We start from the raw sequence: 18,576 nt of genomic DNA, 5'->3' as shown, positions 1-18,576 counted from the left end.
TCCTAGAACAGGTAGTTAAACTCTAAACGATACTCGTTATAAGAAACATCTGTTTTAAGACCGCCACCAGTCGTAATAATATCATCATCAGCAGTGACAATACCGATACGTGTTCTCATTTGCAGTCTTTTTGTGATGTTCGTCCAAGTATCTAAGTGCCATATATCACTGTCTGCTTGTGCACCTGGCTTAGTATCATCAAAGTCTTGGATCGCATATCTTAAACTTGCTGTCCATGTTGAGTTGAACTTATAGTGTGCTCTTGCCATGAATGTTTCCGTATTTGCAACCCAGTTATACTGTGCCATCGCTCTTGTAAATCCACCTGTAGGGAATCCTCTCCATGGAGCCAAGATATCCGCTTCATCAGCCACTTTTGAGTACCCAAGTCTAAAGTAACCTTTTTTGTTTGGCATTTCAAGATCCACTCTTCCACAGAAAAGACTACTGTCTAAAGAACCTACTGCCCCTGCATCATAACCAGTTTCATTACCACTAAGAGCAGCTCCACCTACAGCTCCGCCATCATTATCCATTTGATGGAAATATCTCGCACCTGGTCTTACCGCCCAACCGTTATCCATGTTGAATCTGTAGTGTGCTTCAGCCACAACATCCGTCACAACACCTGGCACTGTTAAAGCACTTAAAGTAAAGTCCAGATTGTCCACAGCTTTAGTGTTGATATCTCCTAGGAACATATCGTGGTTCGGATCTTCACCTGCAAGAACAAACGCGTCATATGTAAGTCCTTTGTGAACCGCTGCATCATCATTGTTACCCCAGTTATCACCGGCTGCATCCTGGAAAGTCACGAGATCATGTGCATCTTCATGGTCTCTTAATTTTTGTTTAGCGAACCATGCTACTCTTGCAGTAGTTTTTGGTGCTACTTTTGCACTTACTGTTACACCATCAAAAGTGTTTGGAATCATTTTTGTATCATTTGAAGCCGTAAAGACAGACTCATACAATTGACGACCTGCTTTTGCATCAACCGTACCGTTATTATATTCTAGATACGCTTGTCCAAGTACATGCATACCGTAAGCACCTGTATGTTTAACTTTATATCTGCTGAATGTATCTTTACCTGCTTTTACGAATCCTACATCTGCATCATCTTCTCTGAAGAAATCAGGGTTTAATGAACCATAATAGCCCATTGTAAAGCTGAACCCGTTCAATACCGCTGATTTATAGATAAGACTTCCCCCTAGCCCCCAAGCTTTATTGTCTTGATTCTTTGCAGTTTCGGTATCCCAATCCCAATAGAATGTATTCGATCTGAGTCTTCCATAAAAGATACCTTCACCAAACATATCACGAAGATTGTCCACGCTTCCCGGTAATGTGTTATATACAACTGTCATATTACCTTTGAGTTGGCGTTTAGGTGTATCTGATTTTGCAGCTTCAACTACCGGCTCAACCGGTGCAATATCTCCACCTGCCATCGCAGATGTACCCATACATAATAGCGCTGATGCCGCTAAACTGATTTTTATTCTTCCCTTGTTCATTTTTACCCCTTTTAGTATTTTTAGTCATAATGACTTTATTAACGCTGTGTTATAATAAAGCTGTGATTATATCACAACCGCCAATGCCCCGCCTTTCAAAAGGAGACTACAACATATCTAGTAGAAAGACGAGGCACGGTTTTAACTTATGAACACTTCGCACCTTCGACCGGACATCCACAATCCATATCCAATATTTTCACATTAGACTCCATAGGAATGTCGATCACTTTTTGTCTACGAATGTAGTCACTGACCACTTCATAGACTGGACGTATCGCTTTTGTATCAAGATTTTCACCTACATTCTGCAGGTTTCCTCCCCATGATGAGACCCTATAGGTTTTTTCCATGTCAATAGGCTTACCACCGATCATAAAGTCAGAAATACGCTTACCCGATGGTGCAGAGATAGTGATGCTGTAACTTGCACCTGTAATTCTACTCATATCGCCACCTTGTTGTAAAAGCGGGTTAGCATTGAATACATTGTCTGCGATATCTTCCATCAATTTTGCTATCACTTTACCTTTAAGATCAAAGGTATAGACCTCTGGGTATGTGATCGCCGTCATCTCATAGACATTGTCTTTTAGGATATCGTCACCCGGAAGTACGGTTGTACCCCATCTGTACCCTGGGTTAAAGTTGATATCACATTTCATCTCATCTTGAATCGCCATACCTATAAGCGAATCAAACGTTGAGTAGAAAGTATCTCTCTTATAGAGAAGTCCTTTGGTTGTACCGAGCACTTCATTGAGCTCTTTGTTATAAGGTTTATACCATTTTTCAACCAAGTCAACTCCCGCTTTATCTGCAGGGATAAGATTTGATGCTACAGGTATGAGTTTATAACTGTAACCCGCTACTTTTTTGTCTTTAATATCCAGATCAAGTCTAGAGATATATTTTCCATGGCTTCCAGAGATGATAATCACTGTATCATTGACAATGATCGGCTCCGGGCTAGGATCATGCGTATGTCCACTTAAAATAAAGTCAACACCTGTCACTTTTTTAGCCAGTTCCTGATCTACAGAGAATCCATCATGACTCAATACAACAACAGCATCCACTTTCTTCTCATCTCTGAGCTCATTCACATACTCTTGCAGCGTTTCATGACGCAATGCAAAACTCCATCCTTCTGTAAACTTTTTAGGGTTTGCAGTAGAAGTGAATGGGAATGACTGTCCGATGATACCGATTTTTGCTCCGCCTATCTCCTGGATAGAGTATGGTGGGAAGATCAGCTCTTCAAACTCATCTGAGAATGGATCATTGTCGATAACATTCTGAGAGATAAAATCACCCTTCAGCATACCGATCAACTCATGAACACGTTCTTTACCATAAGTAAATTCCCAGTGTCCCACCATCACATCGACACCCAAATAGTTTTGCGCATCTACGATAGCTTCACCGTCAGTTTTGAGTGCAACTGCTGTACCTTGCCATGTATCACCACTGTCTACAAGAATAACGTTTTCAGCACCTCTCTCTTTCTTCACATGATCGATGATCGGCTTCATGTGTGCGATACCACCCATTTTTCCGAACTTCTTCGCAAGTTCCGTAAAGTCATTGTGTGTATCAAAGTACGCATCCAGTGAACCTGGTTGGATACCATAATACTTTTGAAAACTCTCACCACAGATGAACCCCGGTGTACCCACCAGGTTCTTAGCTGAGATCAGTGTAGATGGTTCTCTCCAGTAAAGCGGTTTAAGGTGTGCATGCAAATCACAAATATGTAAAATGGTTGCTTTACCTTTTGCCTTGAAATCTACTATATCAGAAAAACTTAAGTTTTTGATACGCTCTTTACCTGCTTCACCGGCAAAAAGATTTGTCCCTCCAGTTGCACCTAGTAAACCTAGTGTTGCAGCAATCTGGAGGAAGTCACGTCTATCTATTTCCATTTTATCACCTTATCTCTTCAAACCTGGGATGGCCATTGTTTTTTTCTTATCTGCTGCAAGTTTATTCACGTATACTTCCAAAGCATTCATCTCTTTAGATCCTAAAGGAATCACTGCAAGCAATGCATTTTTCATACATCCTTGAAATCTTCTTTGTGTCGTTCTAAGACTTGACTTTGTCATACGGTATGCCGGCCATGTACCTGCAACATTGTTCTCACCTAGATCCGGAAGTGGCTGTGTTCGAAGCACTTGCCCAATGATATCTGCACTGTGGCAAGAGTTACAAGCAAGTCCTCTTCCCCCTCTTGGGGTCATATATGTTTTTTCACCTAATGCATAGGCTGCTTTAATGTGTTCATCTGCGTTGACATCGATATTGATCACTTCATCATTTGCCAATGATTTTACATAGGCAAGCATAGAGAACATTTTCCCGGATTTGAGATCTGTTTTCTTTTGACCCTGCTCTACTTGCATTGCTTGCATGACTTGATCCAACCCTACAACATTACCAAGTTTTGCTATATATCTTGGGAAACCGGCAATGTATTTAGGTAACTCTTTTTCAGAGATGCCTAAAAACTTTGCCAATGCAGCTTCTCCACCTAACTCTTCTTCAAACATCTCTCCACCTTCTTCTACAAAGATATCAGCAGGATTGTTCTCTAACATTTCTGAGTACATTGCTCTATCGGCATCGCTCATTGCGAACTGATCAGCAGCATTTACCGTTACAGTTCCCATGGTTGCCAAAAGAGCCAAAGGTAATATTACTCTTTTCATTGCTTATCCTTTTGGCTTAAGTTTTTTACTCTTAGAGTTTTTCTCACCCGTATTGTCTGTATAATCAACCGTAATTGTACCTTTACCAGGCACTTTTAGGTTTACTGAAAAATATGGGTTAGTTGAAACAGTTTCCCACACTTTCATAGTCGTAAATGGCTTACCATCTAAAGAGAAAGTAATATTGTCTATAAAGTGTGCAGGTATGATCTCTCCAGTTTTTTTATCTTTTTGTAATCCTGTATCCATTGGGTGAATTACAATAAAATCAACCTTTACTGTATCTCCCACTTTAAACTTTTTAGGTTTAATTTTTATCATTGACTTTCTTTCTGCCATCTGTTTTTCCTTTGTTATAATTATCGTACTTTCAAAGAAAGGTCATACCCTTCTTTCATTCCTCAAGTTAAAATTTCTATGATCAAAACATCTCTTTATGAGATCAGCCACATCCACCGATAGTTACTTTTACACTTTTCGCTGACTTTATAAATGTACCATCGCTAAGCTCTACCAAGGCAACAACATCTTGCGTTCCACCCAGTTTTATTCTCGTTGCAAAATATCCTTTTCCATTTAATGGAGTAAGCATGACATCTGCACATCTTGCATTACCATTTTTAGTACTTAATACATGGATCGCTTTTACATAATTGCTTTCTTCCATAGGATGATCTACATCCACTTTTACAGGTACAACGGCACCATTTTCTGCAATTTCCGGTACAGTTAACTGTACTTTATCACTGTCTGCTACTGCTTTCCCACCTGTGATCGCTGCTACTGCTGCATCATAACTCAATACATTTCCACCCTTTGGTGCTTCTTTTGCAAATAATGCCGAAGGTGTAACTGTCGCTGCTACAGCTGATGCTGCACAGATACTTTTTATAAAATTTCTTCTTTCCATTCTTTAGTTCCTTTTACTTTTTCTTTTTTTCTGATACTACGTACGCAGTGTAATCACAAATCTCTTGCTCATTAAAGAGCCCTGTTGTAAGATTTACTGTCATGTGTGTATTTGGATTATCCACTCTTGGATCTGCGATTTTCTGATAGACAAATTGTGCATCTCTTACTTTTGTATCCAGGAACATTTCCTTATATCCTGTAAGATCAGGACCAATGTTACCTCCACCTTTTGCACCTTCAATGTTATGACATGCTACACAGTTACCATACTGCTTAGGCTCTTTTTTCACTTTGCCGTCTTTACCTTTTTTCTCAACGAACTTAGACAATCCTGCTGGTAGATTTCCTTTTACTTTTTCTCCGTTGAGATTATGGAACATAAATTCCCCTCTTGCGATTGCCGCAGCATCTGTAAGATCACAGCTCTTTGGCATTGTGTACGTTTTAGCCGCAGGGAATAGATCGTTCTCTATTATCTTTGTTGCATCTGGCATATCATATGCTTTTGTCAAGTCCACAGCACATAGTGACGCCGAAGCTGATAAAAACAATGTTGCATAAGCAAAACATTTGATCTTTGTATGCATTCATACTCCTTTTTAGTTGTTTTTCAGGAAGCATCATAACTAAGAATTGTAAAGAAAATGTAAATTTTGTAAAAATATATTTATTCTATTTTCTAATAAAATAACATTATTATATGAGCTAATATTTTTCATAAGAATTGTTTAAAATGTGGTATAAATAAGTGAAGCTGTCCGTACTCTAGTTTGCTCTTAGAATACTACATTATCTTGACATATGCATATCCTTCACCCTGAAGATCAATGATCTTGATGATTCCTGATGGAGTCAATTCTACATAATCCTCCATTTGTTCTATTCTAACATTTTTCTTCTTCATGGTATTCTGGCATGCAATAATTTTCATATGATTGCCTGCCTTCATGAGTAAGTTCCTGATACGTCCCGTTGTGCCATTTTTTTCAGGTCCGCCACGGTCAATATAAGGCTTTTTCTCAAATTCAGTACCTTTAAAATCCTTTATCACGTATTGCAGACAGGGACCAAAAGCTACGAGATCGATCTCGTACGCTTCTGATCTACTTTGGTAATGATTTACAATATTATCTAGTGTGGTAAGCATCATATGAATGCGCGTGATATCCGGAAAATCACATTGATAGACGATCTTTACAACATCACCCTTTTTCTTCTCACTAGCCAGCGCCGGTGAAACAGATATCATCATAAGTGCTATAATCACCCATAGGTTTTTTTTAAGTTTCATACTTGATCCTTTTTATAGGATACTCATGAAATATCTTAGCACCCCAGTGTGTAAAAGAAGTGTAAGCATGTTGCTAACTGTGTATTGTTATACTTTATTTAAGTATGTGATTTTTTATCAGAGAAAAAGCAAATGATGTTTTGAATATGCAGTTGTAAGGAAAATGAAGAGAAGCACAAACAGTCTAAGCTGTCTATGCTTGATCTGGGTAAGAAGTATTACATTATTTTTATATACGAATAACCCTCGCGCTGAAGATCAATGATCTTAATGATCCCGGCTGGAGTAAGTTCTACATAATCCTCCATTTGTTCTTCTGTAACATTTTTCTTCTTCATGGTATTCTGGCATCCAATGATTTTCATATTGTCACCTGCGGTCATGAGTAAATTCTTGATACGTCCTGCCGTACCGTTTCCTGCAGGTCCGCCACGGTCAATATAAGGTTTTTTCTCAAATCCAGTATTTTTAAAGTCCTTCATCAAATATTGCAGACAGGGACCAAGAGCAACGATATCGATCTCATACTCTTCCAATGTACTCTGGTAATGTTTTACAGCATTGTTCAGAGTATTGATCATAAGATGCATACGCTGTACATCAGGGAAATCACATTGATAGACGATTTTTACAACATCATTTTCTCTCTTCTCTTTAGCCAGTGCAGGTAAGGCAGCTGTCATCATAAATGCCATAATCACCCATAGGTTTTTTTTAAGTTTCATTCTTTATCCTTTCTTAAAAAGCTGCCGTAATCTGAACCGCGATCCGATCACCCATATTGTCTAATACTTTTTGTGCATTTGGATTGCCCGGTGCTTCTGCATCTTTCATAATATAGTTCAAGTCAATACGTGTTGGACCTCTATAACGATAAGAAGCTCCTAAAGTGGTTGTTTTAAAATTGCGTTCTCCCTTGATATCATGGGTCAAACGATCACAGTAGTCATAACGCCCGAACACTTCAAACTTATTAGGTATGATCTCGTATTGTAAGTTCACATAACCACCATCAGCTTCATTTTCATTGCCTACAGCAAACTGAAACTGCCAATCTTCCGTAGCAGGATTCGGATCGACATCTACTTCTTTTGCACCGGTAAATATCATACCTTTTGCTTTCATATACTCTGCTTCAAATCGCAGTCCGTTACGATAGTAGGTCATTCCTACACCATAACGTTTACGGTCAAATTCCATTTCTCCGTCTGCTGCAGAATACAATGTACGTTTACCGTTCTGACCCCATACGTAGAATTTCATCGCTTCGGTATAGAATCCCTTGCCTTTTCCAAATTCCTGTTCTAATGCCAGGTACCCGTAATTGGTTGCCTGATCATTGGAACTGCTGTGGGAAATACCTGTACCGCTACCATACATATAGGCATAACTCAGTGACCAGTCATCCTGAAATTTAAAGGTATCAAAGATCTGTACCCCTTTATCTCTGAATGCCGCTATAGGCTTATCTATGCTTGTACTAGTATAATGCGTTGTCGAAGCACCTCCGGCAGCTGCACCAGTCTGTGCAGAACCCACATCACTGATCTGGCGTTCAAGAAGATGGTGATTTGTCATCGTCGTAAATTCTATATAAGGAGAGACAAATACCGCTCGAAGGCCCTCTTCACTTCCAGGTGTCTTGAACATCCCCATTCGAACTTTAGCTCCTGGTATATGCTTGAGTGTAATAGAAGCATCCGTAAAATAGGTAGCCACATCATGCCCGGCAAGATTATTTACAGCACTGTTTCCAAACTCTGTCATAAAGAAATAGTTGACAAGGTTCTCGCTGTCAGCCATCCCCCTAACTGCCAGCCGTGCTCTGAAAATACTAAAACCTTCTTGATCTTCCAGATTTGGGTTAAGGTATGAAAACGGCGTTTTATTTTTTCCATCCGGTGCGATAAAGACATCTCCAAAATCTTTTTTGTAGTTGGCTTGAATAAAACCCCATACTTTAGGCACCTTGCTTCTATACGGTACTTTCACCCCTTTGGGTGCTACCATATCAGGTTGTGTACCCTGAAGCATGAGCCAGTTTGCTGCATTCACTTCCAGCCCACTAAATAATAGCGGTGCAACCAAAGCAAATTTCAATAGTGATCGTTTTGAAACACTTGTTTTTCCTTGTGTCATTTCCTCTCCTGTTTATAAGTTGAAGAGGTATCTTAGCGGTTAAGTGTAAAATATGTGTAAAATAATTTATTATTAAATATAAAATATTTTAATGTATTTGAAAAATAGTGCTTTATACAATAATCTGTTTTTTTGGTGTCAATCTCCAGCTAAAAAAAAGCTGGCCTTATCTGTTCTATAAAGTTATATGGGTAAAACTATCAACATTTTTTATCTATGTATTTTTGTTTTATATTGTAAAAGGGGAGAGGAGCTTAAAAGGTATAGCGGAATCTTGTGCCTTCTCCAAATTTTGAATCGACCTCTAAAAGAATATTCTCTTCATCAATAATTTTCTTTACGATATTCAACCCTATTCCAAAACCACCTTTGGCTTCATTTTCTCTATAGTATCGTGAAAATATTTTACTGGTATCCTTGATACCGACACCATGATCTCTTACTTCAAAGACTATATGTGCATCCTTCATATATACATTGACCTCAACATCACTATTGTCATTACTGTATTTGATCGCATTGGAGATCGTATTGTCAACAATACGCTGCAGTTTCGTTTTTGAAAATGTATGTGTGAGTCCCGGAAGGATATTCGTATGGAGCTGTATCTGCTTGAGATTTGCTATTTCCTGAAAATAATCGACTCTGTTTTGGATAAATTCTCCAAAGTCCAAGGTGCTTTTTTTATACTTGACCCTCCCTTCTTTCACAAGATAATCCATATCATTGTAAATAGTGGCAAGGGTTTTGGCAGCAGACTTCATACGTAACAGATATTTATTTTCACCATATTTACTGGCAAAAAGATCCGAATTGAGGTTAATGATACTCAAAGGTGTATTGATCTCATGCATAGAATCTTTGATGAAATTATCAAGCTGCATATTGAGTTTTTCGAAAGGCCTTGAAAAGTTTCTCAGTAATAAAAATGAAAATATGAACAGAGCGATCACAATAGCGATCATCACCATCGCGGCAAAAAAGTAAATATCATAGGCTGTATGTACGGTAGATACCAATAGATAGTTTGCACCGAAATAATAACCGTTTGGAAGAGGATAGACATAATAATAACGGTTTCTTTTTTGATGAAACCCTTCCGTAAAGGACAAAGGTTCAAACTCTAAATTTGAAAATATCTCTTCATACTGGTCCGTATAGAGTGCCGCTTTATACTCTTTATAGCGTGGGAAATAGTAGACTTGATCTTCATTTTGGTACTGCTGCATGGAAGTGATGATCTTCTTTGCCTGAGATTCAAGAGAAAGTTTTACTTTTGCTTCATCAATCTGTAAAAGCAGCTGCATATAGACCACCAGCGGTGCTATCAACAGAACAGCCAATATCCCGGTATAGATAAGCGCATATTTACGGGCAAAATCATCGGTATTAAAAATCAATACTATACCCTACACCACGTACATTTTTAATAAAATCTTTTTCAAGTTTTTTACGTAAACTGCCTACCTGTACACGAATATTTGCAGGGTCCACCCACTCTCCCCATACCTCTTCCCAAAACATTTCACAACTTACAACAGAGCCTCTTTTTTTGATAAGAAGTTCCAATATCTTTGCCTCTGTCTTGGCAAGTTGTACCGTTTCTCCATTAAAAGTAAGCTTCATCTTTTTAAGGTCATAACTATACCCCGATGGCAGTTCTATGCTCTCTTCTGAGGAAGCGAAACATTGTACTTTCATCACCTGTTCTACCCGAAACTTAAGCTCTGCAAGGTCAAAAGGTTTCCGTATATAATCACAGGCACCACACTCATACCCCCGACTCAGATCATCGATGTCCGTCAACGAGGTAATGAAAATAGCTGGTGTGATATTGCCATCTTCCCGTAACTCTTCCAACATCTCAAAACCGTTTTTTTCACCAGGTACTTTCACATCCAGAAGCAGCAGATCATACACATTCTCGTAAATCGCATCATACGCTGCCTCAGAATCTGTGAAACATTCAACCTCATACCCGCTCTCTTCCAAAAATTCACTCATACTGAGTGCAAGTATGCTTTCATCTTCTAAAATTAGTATTTTCATTTTATCGTCCCTGACTTTTTCTCATTATGCTTATTTTCAACAATGATATCAATAAGTTCATCTTTGCTGTAGCCATAGAGTATACGTTTCGCTTCTACTTCAAGTTCTTTTTTATCTTCATCGTTCAGCTTCGGCAAGATCCCTATGAGCTCCTTATCATAAGCGTTACGGAAACTGTCGTGCGGTGTCTGCCAGGCATCTACCACATTTTTTATATCTTCATCTGAGAACTGAGTGAAGACCGACACACTTTGATCTGCCTTTTCATATTGTTTCAATACATCCTTCGAGATACATAAAAGGTATATTCCGATCTGTTTTCCTGCTCCATTGACCATCGGTTCATATAAATAAAGTATACCATCTTCATATTCATAATTATTGAGCAACAGAGCATCCCAGTCCATCATTTCTATTTTATCCATGTACTGTTGGTTATAGTTTTGATTGGAGATCACATATCCATTTAACAGAGGGAAATTTCGCATCAGTTCAGCTTGTTCCAGATATTTCTCATCCATCAGTGCAAAAAGCTCGATACCTTTTTTACGTAATTTCAGTGTAAAATCATCGATAAATTTGATCACTTCTAGATAACCCAGGACCTTATCTCCGCTGCGCATAGGGATCGTAGCCTTCAGAGTCAGTAGTCTACCCGTTTCCATCCCTACTTTTGGCTGGCTGTTCTTATCCAGTGAGGCCAGATCCTCTCTGAACCACCAGATAGGCATCCCCTCATACCCTTCATCCCAACTTCGTGCAAAAATAAAAAAGTCCGGGGTGAGTACCTGGATACGCAGGGTTTTGACATGTGTATATTTTTTAAACCGTTCTGTGATCCTACTCAAGATACGATATCCTTGAGACTCATCTCCTGCGGTCAATGCATTTTTAAGTTCACCATCTTCAGAGAGGGCCAAGGACAATGAGAGAAGATCGGCCATCTCATAGTCAAGTCCTGCTCTAAAATCACTTACCAACTGATCACCCAGACTGATGAGCCTGTCCTCTTTACTCTGTTTTACAAAAAAGAAAACAGAGATAAAAAGGATCATTAATACACCAAAAGTAATATAGGCTGCTATTTTACTGATGTACTTTGAAGGTGTACATGATTTCATTTTTACACGCATAAAGTGGGATCCTATTCCTTAAAATTTATATTTTTTTAATATTATAACGCTATCCTATCTTAAACTTACTAAAAGGAACATACATGAAAAAAATTATCTTGAGTCTACTGCTCACTCTAGGCATACTCTACGCACAAGAAGCGCCTGCCAAAGTAGTGTACGATCTGACAACCAAAGATCTGGATAATTTTGAACTGCGTATTTTAAGTGCCATAGTCGCAAATAAAGCACATTATGAAAGTACTCTCCGCGAGCTTGATGTTACGGTTGTCATTCATGGCGGTAGCTACAAGTTCTTTCTAAAAGACCCTGCAAACAGTAAGTACAAAGATGACAAAGCATTACTTGCTACGTATCAATCACTTGGAAAACGTATTCAAACACTGGCCGAAACCTATGATGTAGAATTTTTGGTATGCGGGGTGGGCTTGAGGAAACATGATCTGGAAAAAAAAGATGTCTATGACTTTGTAAAGGTCATCCCCAATACAACGATAGGTTTGATAGACAAACAGAATGAAGGGTATGCCTACGTACCTATCTGGGATTAATAGATTAAAAGCGGTATGTACCAACGAAAAATTTTAAAGCGTAAAAGAGAAGGTAGAGCCCTTTTCCTCCTCACTCTGGATCTCCAGTTCCGTACCGTGTAACGCGAGGATACGCTTGACGATGGAGAGCCCCAGTCCCATAGAGTTATCCCAGCTGTGTGTACCCGAACGATAAAACTTTTTAGTGACTTTGTCAATATCCGAAGGAGAGATACCTGCACCTTTATCTATCACCGAGATATGTCCCTCATCCATTGTGACCACAACTTCATCTTTTGAATACTTCAGTGCATTTTCTATCAGGTTTTTGAGTACGATCTCCAGAAGTGTACGGTCCGCTTCGACCCTATAACTACGCCCCTGCAATACGATCTCTCTTTGAGGGTACTTCTCTTCCAAAGATGTTGTCACTTCCTGTGCCAGTGTATAGAGGTCAAACTGACTTGGATGCAGTGTGGCTTCACCACTCTCAAACTTATTCCAGAGTACCAGTCTGCTGAGGAGTGCTTCAATTTTTACACCATTATTATAGATCTTATTTAAAAATTTTTCCTGCAATGCCTGAGGGATCTCTTTATCTTCCTCCAATGTCTGGGCATATCCCATGATAGAAGCGATAGGGTTACGAAACTCATGGGCGATGGCTGAGATCATATCTGCACGCTGGCGATTTTTAAGCTTCAGTTTTGCGTTGTAACGCTGCTTGATATCTTCACGTTTCTTAGCACTGTCAAGTACTTTGATCAGGTTCTGGTTGATATCTTCAAACTCTTGGGTAAAAAATTGTGCCTGATAGTCTATCTTTTCTGTTTTTTCAAGATTTTCCAAATATGTATTGATAAGCCGGAGTTCATTTTCCATGTGTCTTGCCCCGCGGTTTATCGCATAAATAAATACGGAGAAACCTGATATCAAAAGTACTATAGCAACAAAAGCAATATCGGCTTCAGGAATAAAGATATACAAAAGTGTACTAAAAACAAATCCGGTAAAAACAGCCAGGGTTACGAGCCTTGCCATAATATATTCTGTAAAATAGGGACGCCTGAAGATCATAGATCAAAGACCTCATTCTCTTCTTCAATACCCTTGAGAAAACTTAAAAAATCCTCTGTAGCAAAATAGCCCACTACCGATTCAAACAGTTCCTGGTCCGGCTGCATAAAATAAAAACTCGGGATCGCGCCGGTGAAATCCTCAATACGTGCAGCGGTCTTCTTGTCTGATCTTTGTACTCTTAACAAGATATAAGATTGCAGTTTATCCTGTACATTTGGATCGGACAAAGCACCTTTTTTGATATTTTTACACCATTTACACCGTGTATCTTCTACCATGATCATGACATTTTTATGCTCTTTTTTGGCACGTTCAAAAGCATGATCCATATCTGTTTCCCAACTCAGTGTCTCATAGGCAAGAGGGGTACCTGCTTTGTGTTGCACGATCTGGGTCGTTTCATCTTTTTGACCTTTAAAAATAGTGGTCTTCTCTGTTTGGACTGTTTCTTCAGCACAGGCGGGAGAAAAGAGCAGCCCGATCCATGTAATAGCTGTGATGATGCCTTGACTCTTTAACACTGATCTCTACTTTTTTTCTATATCATTGATATAATAGATAATATCCTCTACATCCACATAACCCAGAATTTCATCTGAAATGACCTTGTCTTCATTCATAAAAAAAATCGTAGGGACACCTTTGACCTCCGGCAATTCAGACATTGCAAAAGCATCTTCTCTCATGACCTTGACGGTCACAAACTTTTCGAGTCTCTTCTCTACCGCTTCATCTGCCAGCGTACGGTGTTTTAGTTTTTTACACCATCTGCAGTTTTCACTTTCTACCAAGACCATAATGTTTTTATGTTCTTTTTTTGCTACAGCAAATGCTGTCTCCAGGTCTTTACTCCATTCTACGGAAAAGAGCAGACTTGAGAGAAGTACAACGCTTAATACTATTTTGTTCATATCGATCCTTCATTAAAATGTTTCACTGTATCTTTAAACACAGCACAAAGTGCTTCGACTTCTTTGATGGATGTCCTTTCATTGGGTGCATGAATCGTATCATTGATCACACCGAACTCTACCACATCTATGCCATAAGCCCCCATAAACCTGGCGTCACTCGTACCACCGGCGGTAGAGAATTTGGTTTCCACCCCCGTAATATTTTTAATGCTTGAAGTGAGCTTCTGTACGATCTTGGAATCTCTTTTCGTTACAAACGGGTACGAACCCTGCGTTAATTCCAAACTGTAATCCAGGCCGTCAAAACATTTGTCAATGTGAAGTTTAACCTCTTGTTGTGTAGTTTTAGTGGAATTACGTACATTGAACATCATTTTTAATGTCCCTGGTGTCACATTGGTCACTTCCATACCTGCACGGATATCCGTGATCACCATTTTGCTCGGTGCGAAATCATCATCCCCTTGATCCAGATCTATCCCCGCGATCTTATCTAGAATCGTGGCTATCTGATGGACCGGGTTGATCGCTTTCTCAGGATACGCAGCATGCCCCTGCTTGCCGTTCAACGTCAAATATCCATTGATCGAGCCACGTCTGCCTATCTTGATCGCATCTCCAAAGACACGCTCGCACGTCGGTTCTGCAACAATACAGTAATCCGGCAAAAAGTCTATCTCTCTGAGGTGCTCAAGCATCACTGCCGTACCGTATTTTCCCTCACCTTCTTCATCGGAGGTAAGCAGTACGGAGAGCGTACCTTCAAAATGTTCACTCTCTTTACAGGCTTGTACAAAAGCGGCCACTCCGCTTTTCATATCTTGTGCCCCACGGGCATAGATATTGCCCTCTTTGATCACGGGAACAAAAGGGTTTGTATCCCACTTATCTCCCGCAGGAACGACATCTACATGCCCGGCAAAACAAAGATGCGGCCCTTCTGAGAACTTTTTACTCAACATGAGATTTTTCACACCCTCTTTGTTTACATAGATCGCTTCATACTCATCAAGATACGCTTCAATGAATTTTAACGATCCTGCATCATCAGGTGTTAAAGATTCAAAACTCAACAGTTTTAGCAATAGATCAACTACATTCATTCAGACTCATTTTTTATAAATTTTTCTACCATGGAGAGATACTCATCCAGGTTTTCAAAACGGTGATTCCCGCCATACTCAACGATCACTTTGTGTTTCTTATAAAGAGATTGTGCTTTTGCATAATCCAATACTTCATCTCCACTTTGCAAAAGCAGTAGATATTTTCCTTTATCCGGAGCTGTCTGTAACATTTTGAGTTGTTCGAGATAGACCGGTTTGAATTCAAATATCTCTTCATCACAAAAACGTTTTTGCCACCCTGTATAGGCAGCCAAAGTTTCCCATGGCCGGGTCGACGGGTTAAGCAGTATGGCTTTCATGCGGTATTTTTCAGCCAAAACGGTTGCATAATATCCGCCTAACGATGAACCTATCAAGGTATCAATGTTTGCAGAGCCTAAGATCTCTTCGGCCAATGCCAGAGCATCGATAGGAGAAGGCGGAAGATCCGGTGCGATGACATTGTCTGCACCAAAATAGGATTTAAGGAGTGAAGATTTATTCCCTTCTCCGCAAGATGCGAAACCGTGAAGATAGAGGATTTTAGACATTTTATTTTTCTATTTCACCATGGTAGGTCACAATACCGCCAAAATGGTTCAATACGCCTGTATGCCCATGTTGCTTGAATACATGTTGTACCTGCCCGCTTCTGCTGCCTGTACGACAGGTAAAGATGACTTTCTTCTCTTTGGTCTCATCAAAAAGCTCTTGTGCCCATTGTTGAAAAGCAGTCGTAGGTTTAAGCATGTCCACACCTTTAATGTGGCCCATCTCATACTCCATCTCTTCTCTTACATCGACCAAAAGGAAATCTACTTTCCCTTCATCCCGTGCTTCTAATAAAATTTCCAACTCTTCCGAATTGATATCATCTTTTTCAAGTAACTCTTGCATATTGTGATCTCCTGACTAAAATAATCAAGTATTATAGTCAATCAAAATTATAACCTGCTGTTAAGTTAAAAATACACTTTACTTAACTATTTGCTTCGCGGTACTCAGGAGTACAGAAGATCTGACAATGGCAGATACCATCTTCAGGAAGCTCTTTTTCTATCGCAGGTTTACACGGGCAGATCCTGTCATCAACACTTTTGAACTTACCTGGCTTTGACTCATCCGGTTCAACCATGAAACAGGGACAGAATCTTTTACCATAAAGTAATTTGTGACGTGAAAGCCCCATGATGATGGCTTCATTAACCTCTTCATTGCTGTTATAGACCCAACCTTTACTTTCACATACTTTATCTGTAAACTGTTTTGTCTTCACCATTTCTGCTTTAAATTCTTCTGAGTTCATATCTAATTGTTGCATCGTTTACACCTTTATCTCTGTTATTTTACTTGTAGTTATATCTTAAACTAAATTAATATATAATAAGAGCCATTATAAAAATTGACCAGAAATAAGGGATATCATGCACATAGATCACACTGTTTTAGAGAAACTTGAAAAACTTTCACACCTAAGGATCGACGATTCTAAAAAAGAGGCGGTGATCGAACAACTCTCAGGTATCCTCACTTATGTGGATAATCTCAATGAACTTGATACAGAAGGCCTGGATGCTTCATTTTCAACGCTCGAAGGGGGAACACCTTTAAGAGCCGATAGTCCCAGAGAAGCCGATGATATTGCAAAAGATATACTCTCTCATGCCCCTCAGGCACAAGACGACTTTTTCATCGTACCAGCGATCATCGAATAAGTGTATTGCATGCTGAAGATCTATGGTATAAAAAATTGTGACAGTGTCAGAAAAGCGATAAAATATCTTAAATCCCATGAGATAGCCTACGAGTTCATAGATTTCCGTGAAACGCCGGTGGACGGGGAGACGATCGCTTCATGGTTAGAATATACCGATATCAAGACCCTCTTCAATACCAGAGGTACGACCTACCGCACCCTAAAACTGAAAGAGCTTGATCTGTCTGACGAAGATAAACAGCAATGGCTTGCAAAAGAGAATATGCTTATCAAACGTCCCGTTATCGAGCTTGATAACCAGGTGATAGTTGGGTATAATGAGTCTCAATATCTAAAAATCATACATTAAAAAAGGATAATCATGGCTGCTTTTGATATCAAGAAACTGCTTCAAAGTGTTGTTACACATGGTGCATCGGACCTCCACCTCGTAAGTCGTACCGAACCACAGATAAGACTCGATGGTGTACTTAAACCCGTTAACCTTCCTGTACTGACAGGGGATGACATTGAGGAGATGTGTTACTCGCTTATCACAGAGAAACAGAAACAACAATTTGAAGAGTATGATGAACTTGACTTTGCACTCTTGCTTCCTGGTATCGGACGGTTCAGGGCAAACTACTATCGTACCTTGGGGGACACTGCTGCTGCCTTCAGGATCATTCCTATTGATGTGCCTTCACTGGATGACCTGGGTGCGCCTGAAGTCTATAAAAGTCTTATCAAGAGAGAAAAAGGGCTTATTTTGGTCACAGGGCCAACAGGTTCCGGTAAATCGACCACACTCGCCGCTATGCTCAATGAGATAAACCTTAATGAACAAAAACACATCGTCACTGTGGAAGATCCAGTGGAATTTATCCACCAGAATAAAAAATCTGTCTTCTCTCACAGAGGTGTCGGTGAAGATACTGCCTCTTTTGCCACAGCCCTAAAATATGCCATGCGTCAAGACCCTGACATCATACTGATCGGGGAGATGAGAGATAAGGAAACCATAGAAGCAGGGCTTACTGCCGCTGAAACAGGTCACCTTGTATTCGGTACCCTGCATACCTCTTCGGCACCGGGAACCATTAACCGTATCATCGATGTATTTACAGGGGATGAACAACCGCAGATCAGAGCGATGATCGCCTCTTCACTGGTTGCGGTTATCGCACAGGCGCTTCTTCCTAAGTTGGGAGGAGGCCGTGTCGCTGCTTCTGAGATCCTGGTCACTAATCATGCGATTTCAAACCTCATTCGTGAAGATAAAGTACACCAGATCTATTCACAAATGCAATTGGGTCAAGGTGATACAGGTATGCAAACGCAAACTCAGGCACTGCTTAAATTCCTCAAAGACGGGAAGATAAGCCGTGATGTTGCTATACAGTATGCCAACAGGCCAGCTGAACTTTCTGGAAAAATATGATCATCACAAATATCTCTCTAAAAACATTTTTAGAGAGATATAGATACAATA

Annotated in this window: 23 protein-coding genes; 4 read left to right on the top strand and 19 right to left on the bottom strand. The window is 39.7% G+C overall.

From position 1 onward, the window contains the following. Positions 1-2: 2 nt before the first annotated feature. The 12 genes from LDM98_RS10205 to LDM98_RS10150 form a co-directional block, all read right to left on the bottom strand. Complete coding sequence (locus LDM98_RS10205; RefSeq protein WP_223899302.1) at positions 3-1,523, bottom strand: hypothetical protein; 1,521 nt, start codon at positions 1,521-1,523, stop codon at positions 3-5. 146 nt (positions 1,524-1,669) lie between these two features. Further along, positions 1,670-3,448 (bottom strand): thiosulfohydrolase SoxB, encoded by a 1,779-nt coding sequence (soxB, locus tag LDM98_RS10200; RefSeq protein WP_223899301.1) that lies wholly within the window; start codon positions 3,446-3,448, stop codon positions 1,670-1,672. Between the two features lie 9 nt (positions 3,449-3,457). After that, positions 3,458-4,234, bottom strand: a complete 777-nt coding sequence (gene soxA, locus LDM98_RS10195; RefSeq protein WP_223899300.1) for a sulfur oxidation c-type cytochrome SoxA — start codon at positions 4,232-4,234, stop codon at positions 3,458-3,460. A gap of 3 nt (positions 4,235-4,237) precedes the next feature. Continuing rightward, positions 4,238-4,573 carry a thiosulfate oxidation carrier complex protein SoxZ gene (soxZ, locus tag LDM98_RS10190; RefSeq protein WP_008245280.1) on the bottom strand — a complete coding sequence of 112 codons (336 nt, stop codon included), beginning with the start codon at positions 4,571-4,573 and terminating at the stop codon, positions 4,238-4,240. 103 nt (positions 4,574-4,676) lie between these two features. Continuing rightward, positions 4,677-5,144 carry a thiosulfate oxidation carrier protein SoxY gene (gene soxY, locus LDM98_RS10185; RefSeq protein WP_223899299.1) on the bottom strand — a complete coding sequence of 156 codons (468 nt, stop codon included), beginning with the start codon at positions 5,142-5,144 and terminating at the stop codon, positions 4,677-4,679. Positions 5,145-5,157: 13 nt separating this feature from the next. Beyond that, on the bottom strand, positions 5,158-5,733 hold the full coding sequence (gene soxX / locus LDM98_RS10180; RefSeq protein ID WP_223899298.1) for a sulfur oxidation c-type cytochrome SoxX: 576 nt from the start codon (positions 5,731-5,733) through the stop codon (positions 5,158-5,160). Positions 5,734-5,930: 197 nt separating this feature from the next. Further along, entirely contained in the window at positions 5,931-6,437 is a 507-nt protein-coding gene (locus LDM98_RS10175) for a DsrE family protein (protein WP_223899297.1), read from the bottom strand. Positions 6,438-6,655: 218 nt separating this feature from the next. After that, a complete protein-coding gene (locus LDM98_RS10170; protein WP_223899296.1) occupies positions 6,656-7,162 on the bottom strand; it encodes a DsrE family protein in 507 nt (168 codons plus the stop codon). A gap of 13 nt (positions 7,163-7,175) precedes the next feature. Continuing rightward, positions 7,176-8,576: an OprO/OprP family phosphate-selective porin gene (locus tag LDM98_RS10165; RefSeq protein ID WP_223899295.1), complete on the bottom strand. Its 1,401-nt coding sequence runs from the start codon at positions 8,574-8,576 to the stop codon at positions 7,176-7,178. Positions 8,577-8,830: 254 nt separating this feature from the next. After that, positions 8,831-9,976 carry a HAMP domain-containing sensor histidine kinase gene (locus tag LDM98_RS10160; protein WP_223899294.1) on the bottom strand — a complete coding sequence of 382 codons (1,146 nt, stop codon included), beginning with the start codon at positions 9,974-9,976 and terminating at the stop codon, positions 8,831-8,833. After that, positions 9,966-10,625 carry a response regulator transcription factor gene (locus LDM98_RS10155; protein WP_223899293.1) on the bottom strand — a complete coding sequence of 220 codons (660 nt, stop codon included), beginning with the start codon at positions 10,623-10,625 and terminating at the stop codon, positions 9,966-9,968. The genes LDM98_RS10160 and LDM98_RS10155 overlap by 11 nt, the downstream gene beginning before the upstream one ends. Then, positions 10,622-11,758, bottom strand: coding sequence for a cache domain-containing protein (locus tag LDM98_RS10150; RefSeq protein ID WP_223899292.1), 1,137 nt, complete (start codon positions 11,756-11,758; stop codon positions 10,622-10,624). The genes LDM98_RS10155 and LDM98_RS10150 overlap by 4 nt, the downstream gene beginning before the upstream one ends. 83 nt (positions 11,759-11,841) lie before the next feature. Here LDM98_RS10150 and LDM98_RS10145 point away from each other — a divergent pair, with 83 nt between their 5' ends. Beyond that, positions 11,842-12,309: a DsrE family protein gene (locus LDM98_RS10145; RefSeq protein ID WP_223899291.1), complete on the top strand. Its 468-nt coding sequence runs from the start codon at positions 11,842-11,844 to the stop codon at positions 12,307-12,309. A 33-nt stretch (positions 12,310-12,342) separates the two neighbouring features. On the opposite strand, the gene LDM98_RS10140 is transcribed toward LDM98_RS10145, so the two are convergent. The 7 genes from LDM98_RS10140 to LDM98_RS10110 form a co-directional block, all read right to left on the bottom strand. After that, positions 12,343-13,329 carry a sensor histidine kinase KdpD gene (locus tag LDM98_RS10140; protein ID WP_223899290.1) on the bottom strand — a complete coding sequence of 329 codons (987 nt, stop codon included), beginning with the start codon at positions 13,327-13,329 and terminating at the stop codon, positions 12,343-12,345. Positions 13,330-13,361: 32 nt separating this feature from the next. Continuing rightward, positions 13,362-13,889 (bottom strand): thioredoxin family protein, encoded by a 528-nt coding sequence (locus LDM98_RS10135; protein ID WP_223899289.1) that lies wholly within the window; start codon positions 13,887-13,889, stop codon positions 13,362-13,364. A gap of 6 nt (positions 13,890-13,895) precedes the next feature. Then, the gene (locus LDM98_RS10130; RefSeq protein WP_223899288.1) at positions 13,896-14,279 is read right to left on the bottom strand and encodes a thioredoxin family protein; all 384 of its coding nucleotides are present in this window, start codon (positions 14,277-14,279) and stop codon (positions 13,896-13,898) included. Next, positions 14,276-15,385 (bottom strand): succinyl-diaminopimelate desuccinylase, encoded by a 1,110-nt coding sequence (gene dapE / locus LDM98_RS10125; protein ID WP_223899287.1) that lies wholly within the window; start codon positions 15,383-15,385, stop codon positions 14,276-14,278. The genes LDM98_RS10130 and dapE overlap by 4 nt, the downstream gene beginning before the upstream one ends. Further along, positions 15,382-15,939: a YqiA/YcfP family alpha/beta fold hydrolase gene (locus tag LDM98_RS10120; RefSeq protein WP_223899286.1), complete on the bottom strand. Its 558-nt coding sequence runs from the start codon at positions 15,937-15,939 to the stop codon at positions 15,382-15,384. Before LDM98_RS10120 ends, dapE begins: the two co-directional genes overlap by 4 nt. A gap of 1 nt (position 15,940) precedes the next feature. Then, positions 15,941-16,285: a rhodanese-like domain-containing protein gene (locus LDM98_RS10115; protein ID WP_223899285.1), complete on the bottom strand. Its 345-nt coding sequence runs from the start codon at positions 16,283-16,285 to the stop codon at positions 15,941-15,943. Between the two features lie 82 nt (positions 16,286-16,367). Next, complete coding sequence (locus LDM98_RS10110; protein WP_223899284.1) at positions 16,368-16,709, bottom strand: ferredoxin-thioredoxin reductase catalytic domain-containing protein; 342 nt, start codon at positions 16,707-16,709, stop codon at positions 16,368-16,370. Between the two features lie 103 nt (positions 16,710-16,812). Here LDM98_RS10110 and gatC point away from each other — a divergent pair, with 103 nt between their 5' ends. Genes gatC through LDM98_RS10095 form a run of 3 tightly spaced genes read left to right on the top strand, consistent with a single transcriptional unit; the run spans position 16,813 to position 18,525 of the window. Further along, complete coding sequence (gatC, locus tag LDM98_RS10105; protein WP_223899283.1) at positions 16,813-17,103, top strand: Asp-tRNA(Asn)/Glu-tRNA(Gln) amidotransferase subunit GatC; 291 nt, start codon at positions 16,813-16,815, stop codon at positions 17,101-17,103. Between the two features lie 9 nt (positions 17,104-17,112). Beyond that, positions 17,113-17,454 carry an arsenate reductase family protein gene (locus LDM98_RS10100; RefSeq protein WP_223899282.1) on the top strand — a complete coding sequence of 114 codons (342 nt, stop codon included), beginning with the start codon at positions 17,113-17,115 and terminating at the stop codon, positions 17,452-17,454. 12 nt (positions 17,455-17,466) lie between these two features. Beyond that, on the top strand, positions 17,467-18,525 hold the full coding sequence (locus tag LDM98_RS10095; protein WP_223899281.1) for a type IV pilus twitching motility protein PilT: 1,059 nt from the start codon (positions 17,467-17,469) through the stop codon (positions 18,523-18,525). Positions 18,526-18,576 lie beyond the last annotated feature (51 nt).

Source organism: Sulfurovum sp. TSL1, assembly GCF_019972135.1.
GTDB lineage: Bacteria > Campylobacterota > Campylobacteria > Campylobacterales > Sulfurovaceae > Sulfurovum.
Note: the sequence above shows the minus strand (reverse complement) of the source record. Positions and strands in the feature narration are given on the sequence as shown.